The sequence below is a fragment of the Bradyrhizobium sp. 1200_D9_N1_1 genome (genome assembly GCF_052075915.1).
In the GTDB taxonomy this organism is placed as follows: Bacteria; Pseudomonadota; Alphaproteobacteria; order Rhizobiales; family Xanthobacteraceae; genus Bradyrhizobium; species Bradyrhizobium diazoefficiens.
This window is the reverse complement of the sequence record NZ_CP197226.1, coordinates 3437837-3455678: the sequence shown is the minus strand read 5'-3', so window position 1 is coordinate 3455678 and position 17842 is coordinate 3437837. Positions and strand designations below refer to the sequence as shown.

14 protein-coding genes are annotated in these 17842 nt (G+C 66.0%); 7 read left to right on the top strand and 7 right to left on the bottom strand.

Annotation, left to right across the window (positions count from 1 at the left end):
* The first annotated feature begins 42 nt into the window (after positions 1 to 42).
* Positions 43 to 1584, top strand: coding sequence for a galactarate dehydratase (gene garD / locus AB5K84_RS16505; RefSeq protein ID WP_110116642.1), 1542 nt, complete (start codon positions 43 to 45; stop codon positions 1582 to 1584).
* Positions 1585 to 1587: 3 nt separating this feature from the next.
* Here garD and AB5K84_RS16500 read toward each other — a convergent pair whose 3' ends face one another.
* Positions 1588 to 2328 (bottom strand): hypothetical protein, encoded by a 741-nt coding sequence (locus tag AB5K84_RS16500; protein WP_110116643.1) that lies wholly within the window; start codon positions 2326 to 2328, stop codon positions 1588 to 1590.
* A gap of 5 nt (positions 2329 to 2333) precedes the next feature.
* Positions 2334 to 3227 carry a MipA/OmpV family protein gene (locus AB5K84_RS16495; RefSeq protein ID WP_246790633.1) on the bottom strand — a complete coding sequence of 298 codons (894 nt, stop codon included), beginning with the start codon at positions 3225 to 3227 and terminating at the stop codon, positions 2334 to 2336.
* Between the two features lie 340 nt (positions 3228 to 3567).
* Between AB5K84_RS16495 and AB5K84_RS16490 the strand changes: the two genes are divergently transcribed.
* The 3 genes from AB5K84_RS16490 (at position 3568) to AB5K84_RS16480 (ending at position 6068) form a co-directional block, all read left to right on the top strand.
* Entirely contained in the window at positions 3568 to 4248 is a 681-nt protein-coding gene (locus AB5K84_RS16490; protein WP_110116645.1) for a response regulator transcription factor, read from the top strand.
* Entirely contained in the window at positions 4245 to 5609 is a 1365-nt protein-coding gene (locus AB5K84_RS16485) for a sensor histidine kinase (protein WP_110116646.1), read from the top strand. The genes AB5K84_RS16490 and AB5K84_RS16485 overlap by 4 nt, the downstream gene beginning before the upstream one ends.
* A 189-nt stretch (positions 5610 to 5798) precedes the next feature.
* On the top strand, positions 5799 to 6068 hold the full coding sequence (locus tag AB5K84_RS16480; protein ID WP_038967743.1) for a hypothetical protein: 270 nt from the start codon (positions 5799 to 5801) through the stop codon (positions 6066 to 6068).
* A 177-nt stretch (positions 6069 to 6245) separates the two neighbouring features.
* On the opposite strand, the gene AB5K84_RS16475 is transcribed toward AB5K84_RS16480, so the two are convergent.
* On the bottom strand, positions 6246 to 6602 hold the full coding sequence (locus AB5K84_RS16475; RefSeq protein WP_028173251.1) for a hypothetical protein: 357 nt from the start codon (positions 6600 to 6602) through the stop codon (positions 6246 to 6248).
* Positions 6603 to 7003: 401 nt separating this feature from the next.
* On the opposite strand from AB5K84_RS16475, the gene AB5K84_RS16470 reads away from it, so the two are divergent.
* A complete protein-coding gene (locus tag AB5K84_RS16470) occupies positions 7004 to 8104 on the top strand; it encodes a hypothetical protein (RefSeq protein ID WP_441232543.1) in 1101 nt (366 codons plus the stop codon).
* Between the two features lie 290 nt (positions 8105 to 8394).
* Here AB5K84_RS16470 and AB5K84_RS16465 read toward each other — a convergent pair whose 3' ends face one another.
* On the bottom strand, positions 8395 to 9009 hold the full coding sequence (locus tag AB5K84_RS16465) for a DUF2147 domain-containing protein (protein WP_028173249.1): 615 nt from the start codon (positions 9007 to 9009) through the stop codon (positions 8395 to 8397).
* 106 nt (positions 9010 to 9115) lie between these two features.
* Positions 9116 to 10144, bottom strand: coding sequence for an NAD(P)/FAD-dependent oxidoreductase (locus AB5K84_RS16460; protein WP_011088624.1), 1029 nt, complete (start codon positions 10142 to 10144; stop codon positions 9116 to 9118).
* 178 nt (positions 10145 to 10322) lie between these two features.
* Between AB5K84_RS16460 and AB5K84_RS16455 the strand changes: the two genes are divergently transcribed.
* A complete protein-coding gene (locus tag AB5K84_RS16455) occupies positions 10323 to 10790 on the top strand; it encodes an acyl-CoA thioesterase (protein ID WP_060908223.1) in 468 nt (155 codons plus the stop codon).
* An 18-nt stretch (positions 10791 to 10808) separates the two neighbouring features.
* Here the strand turns inward: AB5K84_RS16455 and AB5K84_RS16450 are convergent, their stop codons facing one another.
* Together AB5K84_RS16450 and AB5K84_RS16445 are read right to left on the bottom strand one after the other, a co-directional pair.
* Complete coding sequence (locus AB5K84_RS16450; RefSeq protein WP_011088626.1) at positions 10809 to 11129, bottom strand: 2Fe-2S iron-sulfur cluster-binding protein; 321 nt, start codon at positions 11127 to 11129, stop codon at positions 10809 to 10811.
* A 171-nt stretch (positions 11130 to 11300) separates the two neighbouring features.
* A complete protein-coding gene (locus tag AB5K84_RS16445) occupies positions 11301 to 11675 on the bottom strand; it encodes an Hpt domain-containing protein (protein WP_097532223.1) in 375 nt (124 codons plus the stop codon).
* Between the two features lie 399 nt (positions 11676 to 12074).
* Between AB5K84_RS16445 and AB5K84_RS16440 the strand changes: the two genes are divergently transcribed.
* Complete coding sequence (locus AB5K84_RS16440; RefSeq protein WP_110116648.1) at positions 12075 to 17786, top strand: negative regulator of septation ring formation; 5712 nt, start codon at positions 12075 to 12077, stop codon at positions 17784 to 17786.
* Positions 17787 to 17842 lie beyond the last annotated feature (56 nt).

The window sequence follows — 17842 nt, the reverse complement described above, 5'->3', positions numbered from 1 at the left end:
GTTGCGCCTTTGCCCACCCTACGATTTCGGAGGCAAGCGCAGATGGACCAGTCAGTCGCAGCGAAAGAGCAGCCCCGCTACATCAAGCTCAACGAGCGCGACAATGTCGCGATCGTGGTCAATGATTTCGGGCTTCCCGCCGGCTCCCGCTTCGCCTGCGGCCTGACACTGCGCGCCTTCGTGCCGCAGGGGCACAAGACGGCGCTGGTCGACATCGCGGAAGGCACACCGATCATCCGCTACGGCGAGGTGATCGGCTACGCGCTCTCGCCGATCCTGGCCGGCGAATGGGTGGATGAGGCGCGCATTCGCATGCCGGAGGCCCCTGCCCTCGACAAGCTGGAAATCTCGACCGCCGTGCCCGCTCCGCTGCCGCCGCTCGAAGGCTTCACCTTCGAGGGCTACCGCAATCCGGACGGCTCGGTCGGCACCAAGAGCATCCTCGGCATCTCCTCCTCCGTGCAATGCGTCAAGGGCACGATGGAATATGCGGTGAAGCGCATCCGCGCCGAGCTCTTGCCGAAATACCCGAACGTCGACGACGTCGTGCCGCTGACGCACGCCTATGGCTGCGGCGTCGCCATTAACGCGCCCGACGCGGTGGTGCCGATCCGCACGCTGCAGAACCTCGCGCTCAACCCCAATTTCGGCGGCGAAATTCTGGTCATCAGCCTCGGCTGCGAGAAGCTCGCGCCCGAGCGGCTGGTGCCGGAAGGCATCAGCGATGCCATCGTCCGCATGCAGGACGAAGCCTTCGACGGTTTTGGCGCGATCGTCGATGCGATCATGACACAGGCCGAAGCGCGCCTGAAGATTCTCAACAAGCGCACCCGCGAGACCTGCCCGGCCTCCGATCTCGTCATCGGCCTGCAATGCGGCGGCAGCGACGCGTTCTCCGGCGTCACCGCGAACCCCGCGGTCGGCTTTGCCGCCGACCTCCTAGTGCGCGCCGGCGCCACCGTGATGTTCTCGGAAGTCACCGAGGTGCGCGACGCGATTCAGCTCCTGACGCGACGCGCCATCAACGAGGATGTCGGGCGTGCCTTGGTGCGCGAGATGGCCTGGTACGATTCCTACCTAGCCCGCGGCGGCGCCGACCGCAGCGCCAACACCACGCCCGGCAACAAGAAGGGCGGCCTCGCCAACATCGTCGAGAAATCATTGGGCTCGATCGTGAAGTCCGGCTCGTCCGCGATCACCGGCGTGCTCTCGCCCGGCGAGAAGGCGACGCAGAAGGGCATGCTGTTCGCGGCAACGCCTGCCTCCGACTTCATCTGCGGCACGCTCCAGCTCGCCTCCGGCATGACCTTGCAGGTGTTCACCACCGGCCGCGGCACGCCCTACGGCCTTGCGGCAGCGCCTGTGATCAAGGTCGCGACCCGCAGCGAGCTCGCGCGGCGCTGGAAGGACCTGATCGACTTCGATTCAGGCAGCATCGCCACCGGCGAGAAGACCATCGAGGAATGCGGCTGGGACCTGTTCCGCCTGATCCTCGACGTCGCCTCCGGCCGCACAAAACCGTGGTCGGATCGCTGGGGCATCCACAACGACCTCACGCTGTTCAATCCGGCGCCGGTGACCTGAGAGTCACGGACTGTCGGTCAGGTGCATGTCGCCCAGCGTGATGGGCAGGCTGCGCGTGATGAGGTCCGCAATCGCCGCGCGCAGCCGTTCGCCCGAAGCCGAACCGCCGAACGTCTCGTCAACCGGCCCGCTCGGGCCGGCGAGCCGGAGGGTGCCGGTGTTGTCGAGCGGCGCAGCCGCCCGCTTCTCGATCACGTCGAATGACTTGCCGTCGATGACACGCACCTCGTACAGCGCGTGGATCAAACCGTAATCCGCAAGCAGCGTCCGGTATTCGGCGAGCCCGACACCCTCGACGTTGCGGCCGTTTCCAAGCTTCGATCTTGCCCTTGTGATGACGATGTACGCATCCAGCCCCTGTGGCGTGACATCGCTGCGAACCAGCTCCTTGAACGGATCGCTGCGCAGGAGATTGACGGGCGCGACCGCCGAATCCCTGATCGCGGCGAACGCGGCGCGCCTGTAGCTCACGGCCTGCACGCGGAAGCGTGGGCTCAGCAGCCTCGTCGCCTGCTGGACGATCATCTCGTCCAGCCCCCACGCGCTGATCGAGGTGCTTTGCCCGGTGTTGCCGAGCGCGGTCAGGCCGGCCTGCGTCAGGCTCATCTCCTCGCCGACGGCCGAGACGATGCCGACGGTCTTGATCGCCTGGAGCCGGCTCGCGCGCGTCTCGAACGCCGCGGCGGCACTGAGGACGACGGAAGTCACCGCAAGGGCGATCCATAGAACAACATGACGGCGCATGACGACTATCGAATCCTGAAGTCGAACGAATAGGACGCACCGAGGCCGATCGTGGTCTGGTTCGACGATCCACGCAGCCTCACCAGCGGACTGTCCGCGGCGTCGCCAAGCAGCTTCTCGTATTCGACATAGGCATGGACCTCCCACTGGGGATTGATGCGATAGGAGATCTGGCTGCCGAAGCCGACCGAGTGCGCACCGCCCCTGGCATCGTACGTCGGCAGTCCCGACGCCAGCGCCCGCGCCGCGTCGACGCCGAAATACGGCGCGGTCGCCTTGGTGCTCTTCCAGGTGAAGCGCGGGCCCGCCGAGATCGTGAGCCTTTGAATCAGCGGCACGATGACGTCGGCGGAAACGTCGGCCACCGTGCCGGTATGGCCACCCACGCCCTGACGCAGTTCGCTGCGCAGACGCAACCAGTCGACCGGATAGTATTCGACGAAGCCGCCGAGCTCGTATGCGGCCTTGACGTCGCCGAGACCTGTCAGCTCGGAATATTTGTCGCTCTTGCGCGACGAGACGTATTTGAACGCAGGCCCTGCGCGAAAATTGCCGACGTCGAGCAGCGCAATGCTGGCGCTGTCGCGGGGGCCGCGAAACTGGTCGAACGATCCGGCGCGGCGAATCGAGAAGATTGGAATCGGGCGGAATTTTCCGTTGTTCGACCCGACGAAGTCCGGCGTGTATTCGCCGCCGATGCCAACCATGACGGTCCAGTTGCCGGAGGGCGAGGGCAGCATCGGTACATCGAACGGCGGAGCCGGGAGCGTAAACGCGGTCTGCGCCGATGCAGACTGAGGGATCGCCATGATCGCGCCGAGTGCGGCAAGGAATACGCTCAGCAAGCTTTGCTGCGCGCGCGCGGCACGATCGAGAGCGGCTTCGTCAAGATGCTTCATTACTGGGCCCCGGACCGGCCCTGCTGGCCGGTCGACTGGTGTGGTCAGGAGCCCAGCATGTGATCCGGCAAAATTGCCCCAAGATTGCAACGGGCAACCGTCCCTGCGACATTCCGCGCGCCAGATGCGCCGCCGGATCAACATTGCCCGAACATTGCCCGGGCCACGTTCACGCTCCTAACTTTGACCGCGCGCGAAGTGAGCGCTCTCGTCCCTGCCTTTTATTCGCCAAGCTCGCTGCCTTAAAGGGAACCTCGCGCACGAACCGAACTGCCGGAATTCGGCCAGCGAGCGTCAAGGTCGGGGTTTTGTTGCCCCAGCAGAGTCAAGGACGACCCGCGTGCGCTCCCTCGTGATCGAAGACGAACCGCAGATCGGCGCCTATGTCAGCCGCCTGCTCGGGCAATTGCACGGCGTCGTCGACCTTGTCGGCTCGATTGCCGATGCCCGGCAGGCGCTGGACAACTTCAAATACGATCTCGCCATCGTCGACCGAATGCTGCCGGACGGCGATGCGCTCGAGGTGGTCACGGCGCTGAGCCGGTCGCCGGAACGCCCCGCCATCATCATGCTGACGTCCAAGGACGCCAAGGAGGATGTCGTCGACGGCCTCAACGGCGGCGCCGACGACTATCTCGGCAAGCCGTTCGAGCCGCAGGAGCTGATTGCGCGGGTGCGCGCCGTCTTGCGCCGGCCTCGCCTGCTCGCACCCGCGGTGCTGTCGCTCGGCAATGTCGAGCTGCATCTCGGCAGCAACGAGGCGGTGGTCGCCGACACCAAAATCCTGCTGCGGCGGCGCGAGGCGCTGATCCTCGGAGCGCTCCTCATGCGCCGCGACCGCGTCATCACCCGCTCCGCCCTGATCGAGGAGATCTACGGCTTCGACGACGAGATCGAATCCAACACGCTCGAAGCGCAGGTCTCGCGCCTCAGGAAGAAGCTGGCCGCGCTCGGCGGCGACGTCGAGATCCGCAGCATGCGCGGCATCGGCTACATCCTGCGGCTGGCAACGCCGCGATGACGTCGATCGCCCGGACCTTTGCGCTGTCGCTCGGCATCGCCGCGACGACGATTTTCCTGATCATGCTCGGCCTCTTCATCTGGCGCTATCCGATGGAGGAACGCGAGTTCAGGGCTTGCCGGGTCGTGGCCGCCGTTCTCGATCGCGCCACCATGGTCGAAGGGCAAAACCTGACGGTGCGCCCGACGCCCGCCCTCGAAGAGCTGAAGGCGGACAGCCCGAACCTCTGGTACGTCGTGTCCGCAGGCGACATGGTCAGCGAGTACGGCAGCGAACGCCGGCCGGCCCTCCCCTTCGCGTTTCCCTATCACGGGCCCGTCGGCTCATCGGTCTTCAGCACGCTCGACCAGAAGAGCACCTTCTGCCTCGCCGTCGTGCAAAGGGGTTCGCTGCAGCTCGCGATGATGGTCGGCGAGCCTCACGTCCGTTTCGCCCGGCTTGCAAGAAACTTTCTCATCCGCAGCGTCTTTTCGATCACGCTGCTGGCGCTGGCCTTTGCCGCGACCGTTGCCGTCGGCGCGGCGCTGGCCGCGCGTTTCGTCTCACGCGGTATCGAACGGGTGGCGCTTCGCGCGCTCGCAATCGACCCTGCAGCACCGCAAGGTCTGATCTCCCTGTGCGAGGTCCCTCGCGAGCTGAAGCCGCTGGTCGAGGCGCTGAACCGCGCCTTCGGCGAGATCGACGCCTATATCAGGATGCAGCGCCGCTTTCTCGGCAATGCTGCCCATCAGCTCCGCACGCCGCTCACACTGCTGCGCGCGAAGATCGACGACGTGCCCGATCCGGCACTGAAGGTCGAGCTGGTGCGGGATGTTCGCCGCCTCACCTCGCTGGTCTCCGCCATGCTCGACCTCGCGCGCCTGCAAAATCACGCGATCGAGAAGCGGCCGATCGATCTTGCGGAGATCACGCTGGACGTGCTGGCCGATTTCGGCCCCTCGGCGCTGGACGCCGGCATAGAGCTTGCGCTGGAGCGGGCCGACCAGGGACCGCTGCTGGTGCAGGGCGTGGACGCAGCCATTCGCAGCGCGCTCGCCAATCTCGTCGGCAACGCGCTCATCCACGCCCGTGGCGCGCGACGCATCACCGCCACGCTCGATCGCGGCAGCATCTCGATCCACGATGACGGCGCGGGCCTGCCCGACGATGCGGAGCACAAGCTGCTCGAGCCGTTTCAGACCGGCAACAGCGCGGGCGACGGCGCCGGCCTCGGCCTGTCGATCGTCCGCGAGATCATGGCCGCCCACGGCGGCGAGCTGGTCATCTCCTCCGAGCCCGGCCGCGGCACGACGATGCGCCTGTGCTTTCCCGAGGCCACAGCGACGACCAGATCCCGGCAGCTCGATCTGCAAACGCGCTAGCAAATCGCCTCGGCCTCCGTGAAACCGTCCGGAAACATTGGCGCGGAAAACTTCTTCCGCGTTTCGCGCCTGTCGCATCACGCAATCAAATAGAGCGCCGGCGGCGATCGAATGTTCGCACACCAGCGAACCTGTTGCGGCATCGATGCGACCAAACCTCCGATTGCCATCTTTCACGGAGATTTTCCAATGCGTGTTCTCTCGATGATTGCCATTGCCGGCGCGATGATTGCGAGCTCGGCCGGGGCGTTCGCCGGCGAGCTTCCTTCTTACGAAATCAAGTCGTTTCCGATCTCGGCAACGCAGGTGCAGGTGCTCGGCGGCGCCGGCGTCGAGGAGCAGTCGGCTTCGCCTGCGATGACCGTCGCCGGCATGCCCGCCTCGCCCGCGCAAGTCTCGGTGCTGTCGCCGCGGGTCAAACGGCTCGCGAGCGCCGGTTCGGCGAGCGAGGCGCGCTAAGCGTCCGTCACCGGACAACGATCGCATCGTTGAGCTGAAGTTTCCACAACGTCATGGCCGGGCTCGTCCCGGCCATGCACGTCTTGCCGAGGCCACTCAGAACGTGGATGCCCGGGACGAGCCCCCGGGCATGACGAACCTCTTCCGCGCCGTCAGGAGTTCGGCGCTCGCACGTTTCTACGTCATGCTGCCCGGCATGAAGCAGCGCACGCGCGGATGGCCGTCGATATAGTGCTTCCACACCATGGTGCGGCCGATCTTGTTCGGCTCGGTGATCACGGCACCGTCGGGCACGACCACCCATTCGTCGTCGAGATGCACACGGTAACGCCCCTTGTCGGATTCCCAATCGACATCGGCGACCACGTAGCCGTCGGCATCCGAGCAGCATTGTCCGTATTCGCTGCGCAGGCTCTCGAACCAGGGCTTGAGCGGCGAGTTGGCGTAGCGGCCGTCGTCGCGCGCCAGCGCCGAGGTCGCAAGCAGCGCCATCAGCCCCAGCGGCGCCGCCGCACATAGTCTGGCAAGTCGCATGTCGTCTTCCCGCAGATCGCAATCAGCGCCGCGAGGGATAGGCGCCGCCGTCGGCCCTCCGCACAGTGGCGGCAGGCGTGGAGACGGCGACTCGCTCCCCAGCGGCTTTGCGACAGCTATGCAAATCCGGCGCCAGCGCGCATTCCGGAGAACTACTGCTCGCACGGTGTTGCCCATGTCGGCACGCACGTCCTGCATGCTCCGGGTGCCGGCGATTTGTCGCGCATTTTCGAGGCTTTCCTTGTCGCACCTCAACGTGTACGAACGTGGCCGCGAAACCTATCGCATTTATTTAACCGGCTGTTTCGATTAGAGAAATCAGGTGACGGCGTGACTGGCATTGGACCGGCAGCGCTATGAGTTCGAGAGAGTTGCTCCCTGGCCAGCAGGACGCGACCGATTTGCCCGCAAACGAGGTGCAGTTTGCGCTGGTGATTTCGCGCATGCTGGAGACGGTGAAGGATGATCCGGAGTTCAGGCGGCAGCTCGTCTACGATCTTGCCCGCTACAAGCTCCAGGAGCAGTTCACCTACGCCGACGCCAAGAACATCGACCAGATGAAGCGGGCGCTCGAGGTCGCAATCGAGGAGGTCGAGAAGTTCTCGCGTGAAGAGGCGCCGCTGGAGCGGTTGCCGCAACATCAACTCACATCGTCGAAGGCGGGTGAGACAGGCGGCCCACTTCTGTCCGCCGACGCTCCCGTCCTGCGATCGGCGATCGAGACATCCAGGCGGCCTGCGATCTCAGGTCCGCTCTGGCCGGTGATGAAGCGTACGGGGGCCGTCCTGCTTGCCGCCGGCGCCATCGTTCTTCTCATCTCGCAGCGAGACCATATCGCCGCGCTGCGCCGGCTGGTTTCGTCCCAAGCCCAGGAGATCGCGCTGGTCCCGCCCAGACCGGAGACGACGATCACGGTCAGCAAGCCGGAAATGGTGACCGCCGTCGCACCGCCGTTGAAACCGACGCGCGTGCTTCCAGCCGACTACGGCGTCTACGCCTTGATCGACGACAAATCGCTGGCGGAGTTGAATGCGACCGGCGTCATGGCGCCGGACATGCGCGTCGCGATTTCACCGGAGTTCAAGAAGCCCGACCGGCCGCATCTGCCGAACGGCCGCGTCAAATTCATCGTGTTCCGCCGCGACGCCGCACACGCGATTCCCGAACGCGTCGAGGTTCGGGTCGTGGCGAAGATCGCCAGGGAGTTTTCGACCGACGCCGCAGGCAAGACGCTGAATGGCGGAGACGACGTCGGCGTCATCCGCAACTTCGCCTATCCGTTCCGGGTGTCACCGATTCCAGGGACACCCGAGATGCACGAGCTTCACACCGGCGATTCAGAGCTCGAACTTGCGCCCGGACATTACGTCCTGAGCCTGGGCACGCAGGCCTATTATTTCCAGGTCGACGGCGAGATCACCGATCCCCGGCAATGCCTCGAGCGGGTCGTTGCCGGCAACGGCACCTTCTATGCGCCGTGCAAGAAGGCGCGGACGTATTGACAATTCCGTAGCCCGGGTGAGCGCAGCGATATCAGGGACAAGTGGTCCCGCATATCCCTTCGCTCATGCGGGCGACAAGAGAATGCGGAAGCAACCTTACTGGATTGCTTCGCTACGCTCGCAATGACGAGATGAGGCGCGCACGTGCCACGCACTCAGCTGTCATCGCCCGCGAAGGCGGGCGATCCAGTACTCCGTGACGGACGTGATTGAATCGAGAGGCTGCGGCGTACTGGATTCCCCGCCTGCGCGGGGAATGACAGCGGCATGTGAAACAACGACTGTAGAGCCTACTGCTTCGGCGCCGGCGCCATCATTGCGCCGCCCTTCTTCGCCGCGGGCGCGGGTGCGGGCTTGGTCGCTGCGGCCTGTGCGGGCAGATATTTGGCAACGATGGCGGGATCGACCTGCGCGATGTTGGCGTCCGGCAGGCGCGTCCAGGTCTCGTCCTTGCCGAACAGGGAGATGCCGAGGAAGCCGCGCATGGTCAGGGTCTGGCCATCGGGGCTCACCGTCATCTTGGCCTTCCAGATATTGCCGTCGCGCGGATTGACCACGTTACCGCCATCATACTTCAACCCGTCGCGCTTCATGTCGCGGATGAAGGAAAGGCCTAGCACCGGCGCGTTCTTGCGATCGTCCGTGCACTTCGCACAGACCTCGTTCGGATCGTCGCCGGGCCGCGGGAACGTCTTGGCGATCACGCCTTCGAACACACCGTTGTGGTCGACGAAGAGGAACCATCCCACCGTCTTGCCGTCTTCGACCTTCTGCCAGAGCCCTGCGGCGGTTGGCTGGGCCGACGTCGCAACCGGGGCTTGCGCCGCAGCCGGGCTCACCGCGCCGAGCGACAGCGCGAGCGTGAGGAGCGAGAGCAGCCGAAAGCTGGGAAACGGATTCCGCATTATGATCACCTTGCTATTCCACGACTGGAATGGCCGCAGACTACGGCGATTTCGCGAACGGTTCCAGCACCAGAAACATGGGGCATCCTTCCCGCCCCGCTCGCGGTCAGCTGACCCCGAGCTTCTTTTGCAGGCTGGAGGACGAGGTCGTGTACTGGAACACGAGCCGCTTCTCCGGATAGACGTAGCGATGGGCTTTTTGCGACATCAGCGCGCCCTCGTGGAAGCCGCACAGGATCAGCTTGATCTTGCCGGGATAGGTGTTGATGTCGCCGATGGCGAAGATGCCTGATATGTTGGTCTCGAACGCGGATGTCTCGACCGGCACCAGATTGTTCTCCAGCGCAATGCCCCAGTTCGCGACCGGACCGAGCTTCATGGTCAGCCCGAAGAACGGCAGCATGGCGTCGCAGGCGATCTCGGTGACGTTGTTGTCGTTGCCCTTGATCGTCGCGCCGGTCAGCTTGCCGTCAGTGCCGGCGAGCGAAGTGACCTGGCCGAGCCGGAGATCCATCTTGCCGGCTGCGACCAGCGCGCGCATCTGCTCGACGCTGTGAGGGGCTGCGCGAAATTCGTCGCGACGGTGCAGAAGCGTGATGCGCTTGGCCACCGGATGCAGATTGAGCGTCCAGTCGAGCGCGGAATCGCCGCCGCCGACGATCAGCACGTTCTTGTCGCGGAACGTCTCCATCTTGCGCACGGCGTAATGCACCGAGGTGCCTTCATAGGCTTCGATGCCCGGCACCGGCGGACGCTTGGGCTGGAACGAGCCGCCGCCGGCCGCGATCACCAGCACCTTGCATTCGAACACCTTGCCGGCATCGGTGGTGCAGCGAAATGCGGGATCGCCGATCTTCTCCACCGTCTCGACCATCTCGCCGAGATGGAAGGTCGGATGGAACGGCTTGATCTGCTCCATCAGCGCGTCGGTGAGCCCCTGCCCCGAAACATGCGGAATGCCGGGAATGTCGTAGATCGGCTTTTCCGGATAGAGCTCGGCGCACTGGCCGCCGACCTTGTCGAGGATGTCGACGAAATGGGCCTTCATATCGAGAAGGCCGAGCTCGAAGGCGGCGAACAGACCGCAGGGGCCGGCGCCAATAATCAGCACATCGGTTTTGATCACGTCGCTCATGTCGTCTCTTTATCGTTATCGGTTGGACGGCGCCCTTTGGGCCGAGGTGACCCTGCCTGTCTAGCCAACGGGGATGGATCAGGGAAGGCATAAAAGCGGGAGCGCCCCGCAACCGCGCCCACTTGCCGGGTCAAAATAACTGGGCTGTAACGAGGCTGGATATGACGGAGATCAATCGGTGAACGCACCAAGCCGCCTCGATACGACGCCGCGCCTGGAGGACTACCCCTACCGCCTCAGCGACAACGTCCGCTTCGGCGATCTCGATCCCAACCAGCACGTCAACAACGCGGTCTATGCCACCTATTTCGAGACCGGCCGTGTCACCCTGATGAAGAGCCCGGACTACGGGCTGACGCCGCCGGGCCTCGCCTGGATCATGGTGCGGCTCGACATCCATTTCCGCGCCGAGCTGCACTGGCCGAACACGATCGAGCTCGGCCTCGGCGTGGTGAAACTGGGACGGACGTCAGTGACCTTCGAGCAGGTCGTGTTCTCGCAGGGAAAATGCATCGCCTCGGCGACGTCGGTCGGCGTCATGCTCGACGAGGCGACGCGGCGGCCGGCGCCGCTGGCCGCGGAGATCGTCGAGAAGCTCAGACCCTGGCACAAGCGCGGCATCGAGGTCGCGCCGCCTGGCACCTGATGCAGGGGGACGGTCGGATCAGGCCTGGCGTTCCGGCGTCGACACGACCAGCCCGTCGAGCTCGTCGGAGACCTTGATCTGGCAGGACAGGCGCGAGTTCGGGCGCACGTCGAAACCGAAGTCGAGCATGTCCTCTTCCATCGGCGTCGGGCTGCCGACCTTCTCGCGCCAGGCTTCGTCGACATAGACATGGCAGGTCGCGCAGGCACATGCGCCGCCGCATTCGGCCTCGATGCCGGGAATGCTGTTGCGGATGGCGGCTTCCATCACGGTTGCGCCGTTCTCGATTTCCACCGTACGGGTTTCGCCCTTGTGGTCGACAAAGTGAATCTTGGCCATGTGTGCTCGTGCTGCCGCGATGTTGGGAATGAAGGAGGGTCCGGGCTGTCCTATAACGGGTCGGTTAGCCCGGCGCCATAGCGTTTTGATGCGAGCTGGATCCCGGTTTGCGGGCAGAAAACGCGTCAAAACAAAAGACTAGAGACACCGCCGTTTGCGGGGGTCGCCGGCCTAGTGCTTCAGGATCGCCTCGATGGCGGCGCGGGCCTCGGCCACGGCCTCCTTCAGCGCGGCGAAGGCGTGGTGCCGGTCGTGGCCGGTCCGGATCGCGGTCTCCAGGTGAGCGGCGGCATCCGCTACCGCAAAGGCGCCGATTCCGCGGGCCGAGCCCTTGAGCTTGTGCGCGAGCGCGCCGGCCTCGGCCGGCAAATTGGTCATCGCGGCGAGCAGGCGAACCGCCTGCTCGGCGAACATTGCGAGCACTTCCTGCTCCAGCTCGGCGTCGCCGAGCGTCATGCGGGAGAGGTGGTCGAGATCGAGCGCGCTGTCGACGGGCGCAAGCGGGGGCGAGGGCATCCATTCCATCCGTTGCAGTTCAGGCGTCATGGCGCAGGACCCCGGCATCGCGCGACGGTTCCGCCGGTTCGGCGGTGCGGTTCCTCCCAGCCAAGCATGGAAGTGGTTAACGAAATGTTTGGGCCGCCTTACGTAAATCCGCCCGTTTATTGACGAAAAGTTGCCGCAATCGGCCGAGTCCGGTGGAGAATTGCATTTATTGCTAAGGCGTTACGGCCCGATCCTGTTAACGATGATTAAGATTGTCTTAATCGCGGGCATTTCATTCGCGACGCTCTGCCAATAGGATGTTGGAGAAATTGGCGGACAAGCCGTCCGGGTGGGGACGGCTGAAAGATCCGCGCAAGCGGCATGATCCGGTCTGTGGGCTTGCGTAGCGCGCGGGGCTCGCGGGGGGACGCGTACAAGTAACGAGGGCTCGGACTGAACATGGCGAACACTCCGAAAAAGGTCAAAGACCCGACAGAAGTTGCGCTTTCTGCGATCCAGGAAGCTCTGAACATCAGCGACACCGCTGCGGACACCAGCCGCAACGCCTCGATGCGCAACGAAACGGCGTCTTCGGTGGCGCCCCCGGAGCCCCCGATCTTTGACGAGCCGAGCTTCGAGCCGCGCCCTGCCGCGAACGAGCGGGCCACCGTGTTCGATACGATCGAGGAGCCGCGCTCGACGCGCCGCGCCGCCAATGACGACCGCGAGACCATCGGCCAGCTGCTCCAGGCGCTCCAGAAGGGCCGCCCTGCCCGCAGCGTCTATACCTTCGCCACCATCTTCGCCGGCGTCTGGCTCGCGGCCTGCGCCGCGCTGACCGTCGGCTTCCTGCCCTCGATCCAGGCCGCCATGGGCCAGAGCGGCGGCGTGCTCGTCATCGCCGGCCTGATCGCGATGTTCTTCGCGCCGATCATGCTGTTCTATTTCCTCGCGAGCCTGGTCTGGCGCGGCCAGGAAATGCGCATGATCGCACAGGCGATGGCGCAGGTTGCGATCCGCTTCTCCGAGCCGGAAGGCTCGGCCTCCGATTCCATGGTCACCGTCGGCCAGGCCATCCGCCGCGAGGTTGCGGCGATGGGCGACGGCATCGAGCGCGCGATCGCGCGCGCCGGCGAGCTCGAGACGCTGGTCGCCAACGAGGTCGCAGCGCTGGAGCGCGCCTACTCCGACAACGAGGTGCGTATCCGCGCCCTGCTCCAGGACATCGCGCATCAGCGCGACAACCTGGTCGGCCAGGCCGAGCAGGTCCGCAGCGCCATCTCCGGCGTGCAGATCGACCTGCGCCACGACATCGCGCTGATCTCGGACGCGATCGCCTCGCGCGTCGACGAGGTCGCCAAGAGCATCACCGGCGCTCTCGAAGAGCGCGGCGCCCACATCACCGGCGCCTTGAGCAATGCCGGCGACAACATGATCCTCGCGCTCGGCGAGCGCGGCGGCGACCTGCTCGACCGCCTCGAGGAAGCCAGCAACGAGACCACGCGCGCCGTGCTCGACGCCAGCGAGCGGCTGACCACCAGCCTCAACTTCAAGACCGGCCACGTCCACGACGAGTTCGTCGACCTCGCCGACCGCGTCCACGAGATGCTGAATGAGCGCATCGACCGCATCACCGGCGAGTTCGAGCAGCGCTCCGCCGCGATCGTCGACGGCATCTCCGAGCGCACCGAGCAGGTGCACGACAGCCTGAAGAATTCGTCGGACTCCCTGCTGCTCGAGCTCGAGCTGCGCTCCAACGACCTCTCTGCCAAGATCGACGATGCCGGCAACCGGCTCGCCAACCAGATCATGACCTCCGGCGACAAGGCGAGCGACGCGCTCGACGCCACCGTCAACACCCTGGTCGCCAAGGTCGTCAGCCAGACCGAGACCGCGCACGACTCGCTGTCGCTCCAGATGAGCGCGTTCGACGAACTGGTGAAGAACCAGGGCACCGAGCTGGTCGAGAAGTTCGCCCGCGATTCCGGCACGCTGGGCGCGCTGATCACCCGTCACATCTCCGAGTTCGACCGCACCGTGAAGACGTTCGGCGGCGAGGTCGTGGAGCGCATGGGCCAGCGCACGCAGGACATTGCCGAGACGCTGAAGACCTATGTCGACAATTTCGACACCCGCTTCACCTCGCACGGCGGCCGGATCACGGCCGTGCTAGACCAGCGCCTGATGCAGTTCGAGACCACGGTCGGCGAACGCGTCGCCAACCTCGATGACTCGCTGAACGGCAAGATCACCAGCCTCGACAGCACGATCGACGGCCACATCAAGACCTTCGACCAGCAGCTCGGCGGCCGCGTCACCGCGCTCGAACAGTCGTTCGACACCCGCGCGAGGTCCGTCACCGAGACCATCGACGGACGTCTCAACACGCTCGCCGCGTCACTGACCGACGGTGCCGCGCAGGCGATCCAGTCGATCGACTCCCGCCTCACCCATCTGACGACGTCGCTGACCGGAGGCGCCTCGCAGGCGCTCGAGTCCATCGACTCCCGCCTGACCAGCCTCACGACGACGCTGACCGACGGCGCATCCCAGACGATCCAGACGATCGATACGCGCCTGACGCACCTCACGACCACGCTCACCGGCGGCGCCTCGCAGGCGCTCGAATCCATCGACTCCCGCCTCACCTACCTGACCAGCGCAGTGACGAACGGCGCCTCGCAGGCCGTGCAGTCGATCGACTCGCGCCTCAGCCTCCTGACCTCGACCCTCACGGACGGCACCGCGCAGGCGATCGAGGCGGTCGACCGCCGCATCACCGGCGTCACCGAGATCATCGACGGTCGCAGCATGCACCTGACCGACACGGTCACGGCGCGCTTCCAGGACATCCACCAGGCCATCGAGACCAAGGTCGGCTCGGTCGCCAGCGACATCGACGTGCGCGTGGCGCAGTTCGAGGACCTGCTCGGCTCGCGCGTCGAGGCAGTCGCCGGCCGCATCGAGAGCAGCGGCCGCCAGGCCAGCGAGGACATGATGTCCCGCGCCGAGATGATCTCGACCGCGATCCGCTCGCATGTCGAGGACGCCGAGCGTTCGCTCACCAACCTCGTGGTCAACACCAGCGAGACCATCCAGACCGGGGCGCGCACGGCGCAGCAGTCGCTGATGACGGTCTCCTCCGACGTCAACGCCCAGCTCAAGATGACCTCCTCCGAGGTCGAGCGCGCGCTGACCGCGGTCGGCACCGGCGCCGCGAACTCGATCCTGACCAGCGCCCGCGAAGCGCAGTCGACGCTGGTTGCCGCCTCGGGCGATGCCTCCAACCAGATCAAGGGGCTCGCGGCCGACGTCGAACGCACGCTGTCGGCGGCCGGTTCTGCGACCGCAGCCTCGATCCTGGCCGGCGCCCGCGAGGTGCAGACCACGCTCGTCACCGCCTCCTCGGATGCCGCCACCCACGTCAAGACGCTCACCGCCGACGTGCAGCGCTCGCTGTCGCTGGCCGGCGCCACCACGGCGGAATCCATCACCGCCGGCGCCCGCGATGCGCAGAGCGCGCTGATCGCGGCCTCCAGCGAGACCGCCAACCAGATCAAGGCGCTGTCGTCGGACCTGCAGCGTTCGCTCTCGATGGCCGGCACCGCGACGGCCGAGACCATCACGACCGGCGCCCGCGAGGCGCAGAACACCCTGGTCACGGCGTCCTCGGATGCGGCGAGCCAGGTCAAGTCGCTCGCGGCCGAAGTGCACCGTTCGCTCTCGCAGGTCGGCCAGTCGACCGCCGAGACGATCACGACCAGCGCCCGCGACGCCCAGAGCACCCTGCTCGCGGTCTCGGCCGAACAGACCAGCCAGGTCCGTTCGCTCGCGGCCGAGATGCAGCGCGCGCTGGCGACCGCCGGCGGCGCCACCATCGAGGCGCTCACCAGCGGCGTGCGCGAGGCCCAGGGCACGCTGATCTCCGCTTCGACGGACGCGGCAGGCCAGATCAAGTCGCTGACCACGGACATCGAGCGCACGCTGACCGCGGTCGGCGCCGACACCGCCTCGACCATCCTCAACAGCGCGCGTGAGGCCCAGACCTCGCTGACCTCGACCTCGGCGGATGCCGCGAGCCAGATCCGCACGATCTCGACCGAGATCGAGCGCGCGCTGAGCGCGGCCACCGCGAACGCGACCAACGACATCCAGACCAGCGCGCTCAACGCCCAGAACGCGCTGATCTCCGCCTCCAACGAGGCGAGCTCGCGGGTCAAGTCGAGTTCGGCCGACGTCGAGCGCTCCGTGCTCGCCGCCAGCAGCAGCTTCGGCCAGGCCATGACCGGTAAGACCGACGAGATCGTCACCTATGTGCAGCAGCAGGCCGACCGTCTGTCGAACATGATCGACGCCAAGCGCGGCGCCCTGGTCGATGCGATCGGCTCCAAGACCAGCCAGCTCACGCTCGACATCGACCGCGTCACCTCGGACGCGCTGAAGTCGATCGAGACGCGCGGCCATGCGTTCTCGCAGACGATGATGGGCAACGGCTCCGAAGTCGCCCGCACCATCAATGCGGCGAGCGAGATGGCCACCGGCGCGGTCGGCAAGTCGCTCAAGGACCTCGAGCAGGCTTCGCGCGCGGCGATCGACCAGTCGCGCCAGGTCTCGATCGCGGCCGTCACCGAGATGCAGGAGACCAGCAAGATCCTGCGCACCGACACGGTCGCCCTGTTCGAGCGTCTGCGCGAAGGCAACATCCTCCTCCAGGAGGTGCTGACCGGTGCGCACGACAACCTCAACTCGCTCGAGCGGGCGCTGGTGACGCGTGTCGCCGACTTCGTCTCGGCGATGAACGACGTCACCTCGCGCAACGGCGCTGCGACGCAGAACCTGGAAGACCAGCTCAACGTCTTCAACACGAAGACCACGCGGGCGCTCCAGGATCTCGGCGAGCTGTCTACCCAGTTCGACGCGCACGGCAAGGCGCTCGTCGAAGCCGCCCAGGTCGTCGAGCTGAGCAACAAGAACACCACCGCCTCGCTCGCTGAACGCAAGCAGGCGCTGGAATCGCTCGTCACCACGATCGACCTGCGCACGGCCGATCTCGACCAGCGCCTGTCGCGCTTCACCGGCCTGCTCGATGAATCGCTGGCCGCGGCCGAAGAGCGCGCCCGCGACATCGCCCGCGTCGTCGCGGAGACCGCCGGCGCAGGTTCCGCCGCAATCACCCGCCAGTTCGAGGCGGTGCGCGCGGCCTCCGAGGAAGAGCACCGGCAGACCCTCGACGCCATGCACGACATCTACCGCCAGACCACGGACGAGGCGGATGCGATGTTCAAGCAGTCGACGGAGAAGTTCTCCAACCTCGTCTCCAGCATGAAGCAGATGGCCTTGGAGATGCACAACGAGCTCGAAGCCACCCGCAACGAGCTGCGCCGCGGCGTGCTCGAGATGCCGCAGGAGGCCGCCGAGAGCACTGCGCAGATGCGCAAGGTGATCGTCGACCAGATCGAGGCCCTCGCCGAGCTCAACCGCATCGTGGCCCAGCATGGCCGTGGCCTCGACGTCTCGACGGCGGGCCGCGCCAGCGTGCAGCGCCAGGAAGAGCCGTTGCTGGCGGCCGTCGGCGCTCGCAGCACCGAGACCCGCCTGCGCGACACCGGCAGCGCCTCGACGCTGCCGCCGCCGGACCTCGGCATGCCGGCCACTTCGCGCCGCACCGAAGCTCCGCCGGTTGCGCCGGCCGGCAACGACCAGGGCCGCGACGGCTGGCTGTCGGACCTCTTGAACCGCACGGACGCCAACCAGGGCGCTCCGAACGGCCGCGAGGCCCCGCGCGGCCGCCAGCCTGCACCGGCTCCGCAGCCGCAGGCTCCGCAAGGTAGCAGCAATCCGCTGGAATCGCTGTCGCTCGACATCGGCCGGCTGATGGACCGCAACCTCGCCGCCGAGATGTGGGACCGCTACCAGCGCGGCGAGAACAAGGCCTTCACCAAGCGCCTCTACACGCCCGCCGGCCAGAAGGCCTTCGACGAGGTCGCCCGCAAGTATCGCGCCGACCGCAACTTCAAGGGCACGGTCGACCGCTATGTCGCTGAGTTCGAACGCCTGCTCGACGAAGTCGCCCGCGACGGCCGCGGCCCGCAGGAGCTGCGCAGCCACCTGACCTCGGAGACCGGCCTGGTGTACACGCTGCTCGCGCACGCGGCGGGACGGCTGGGGTAACACTCAAGCCAATCGCGAATAAAAAACGGAGGCCTCGCGGCCTCCGTTTTCGTTTG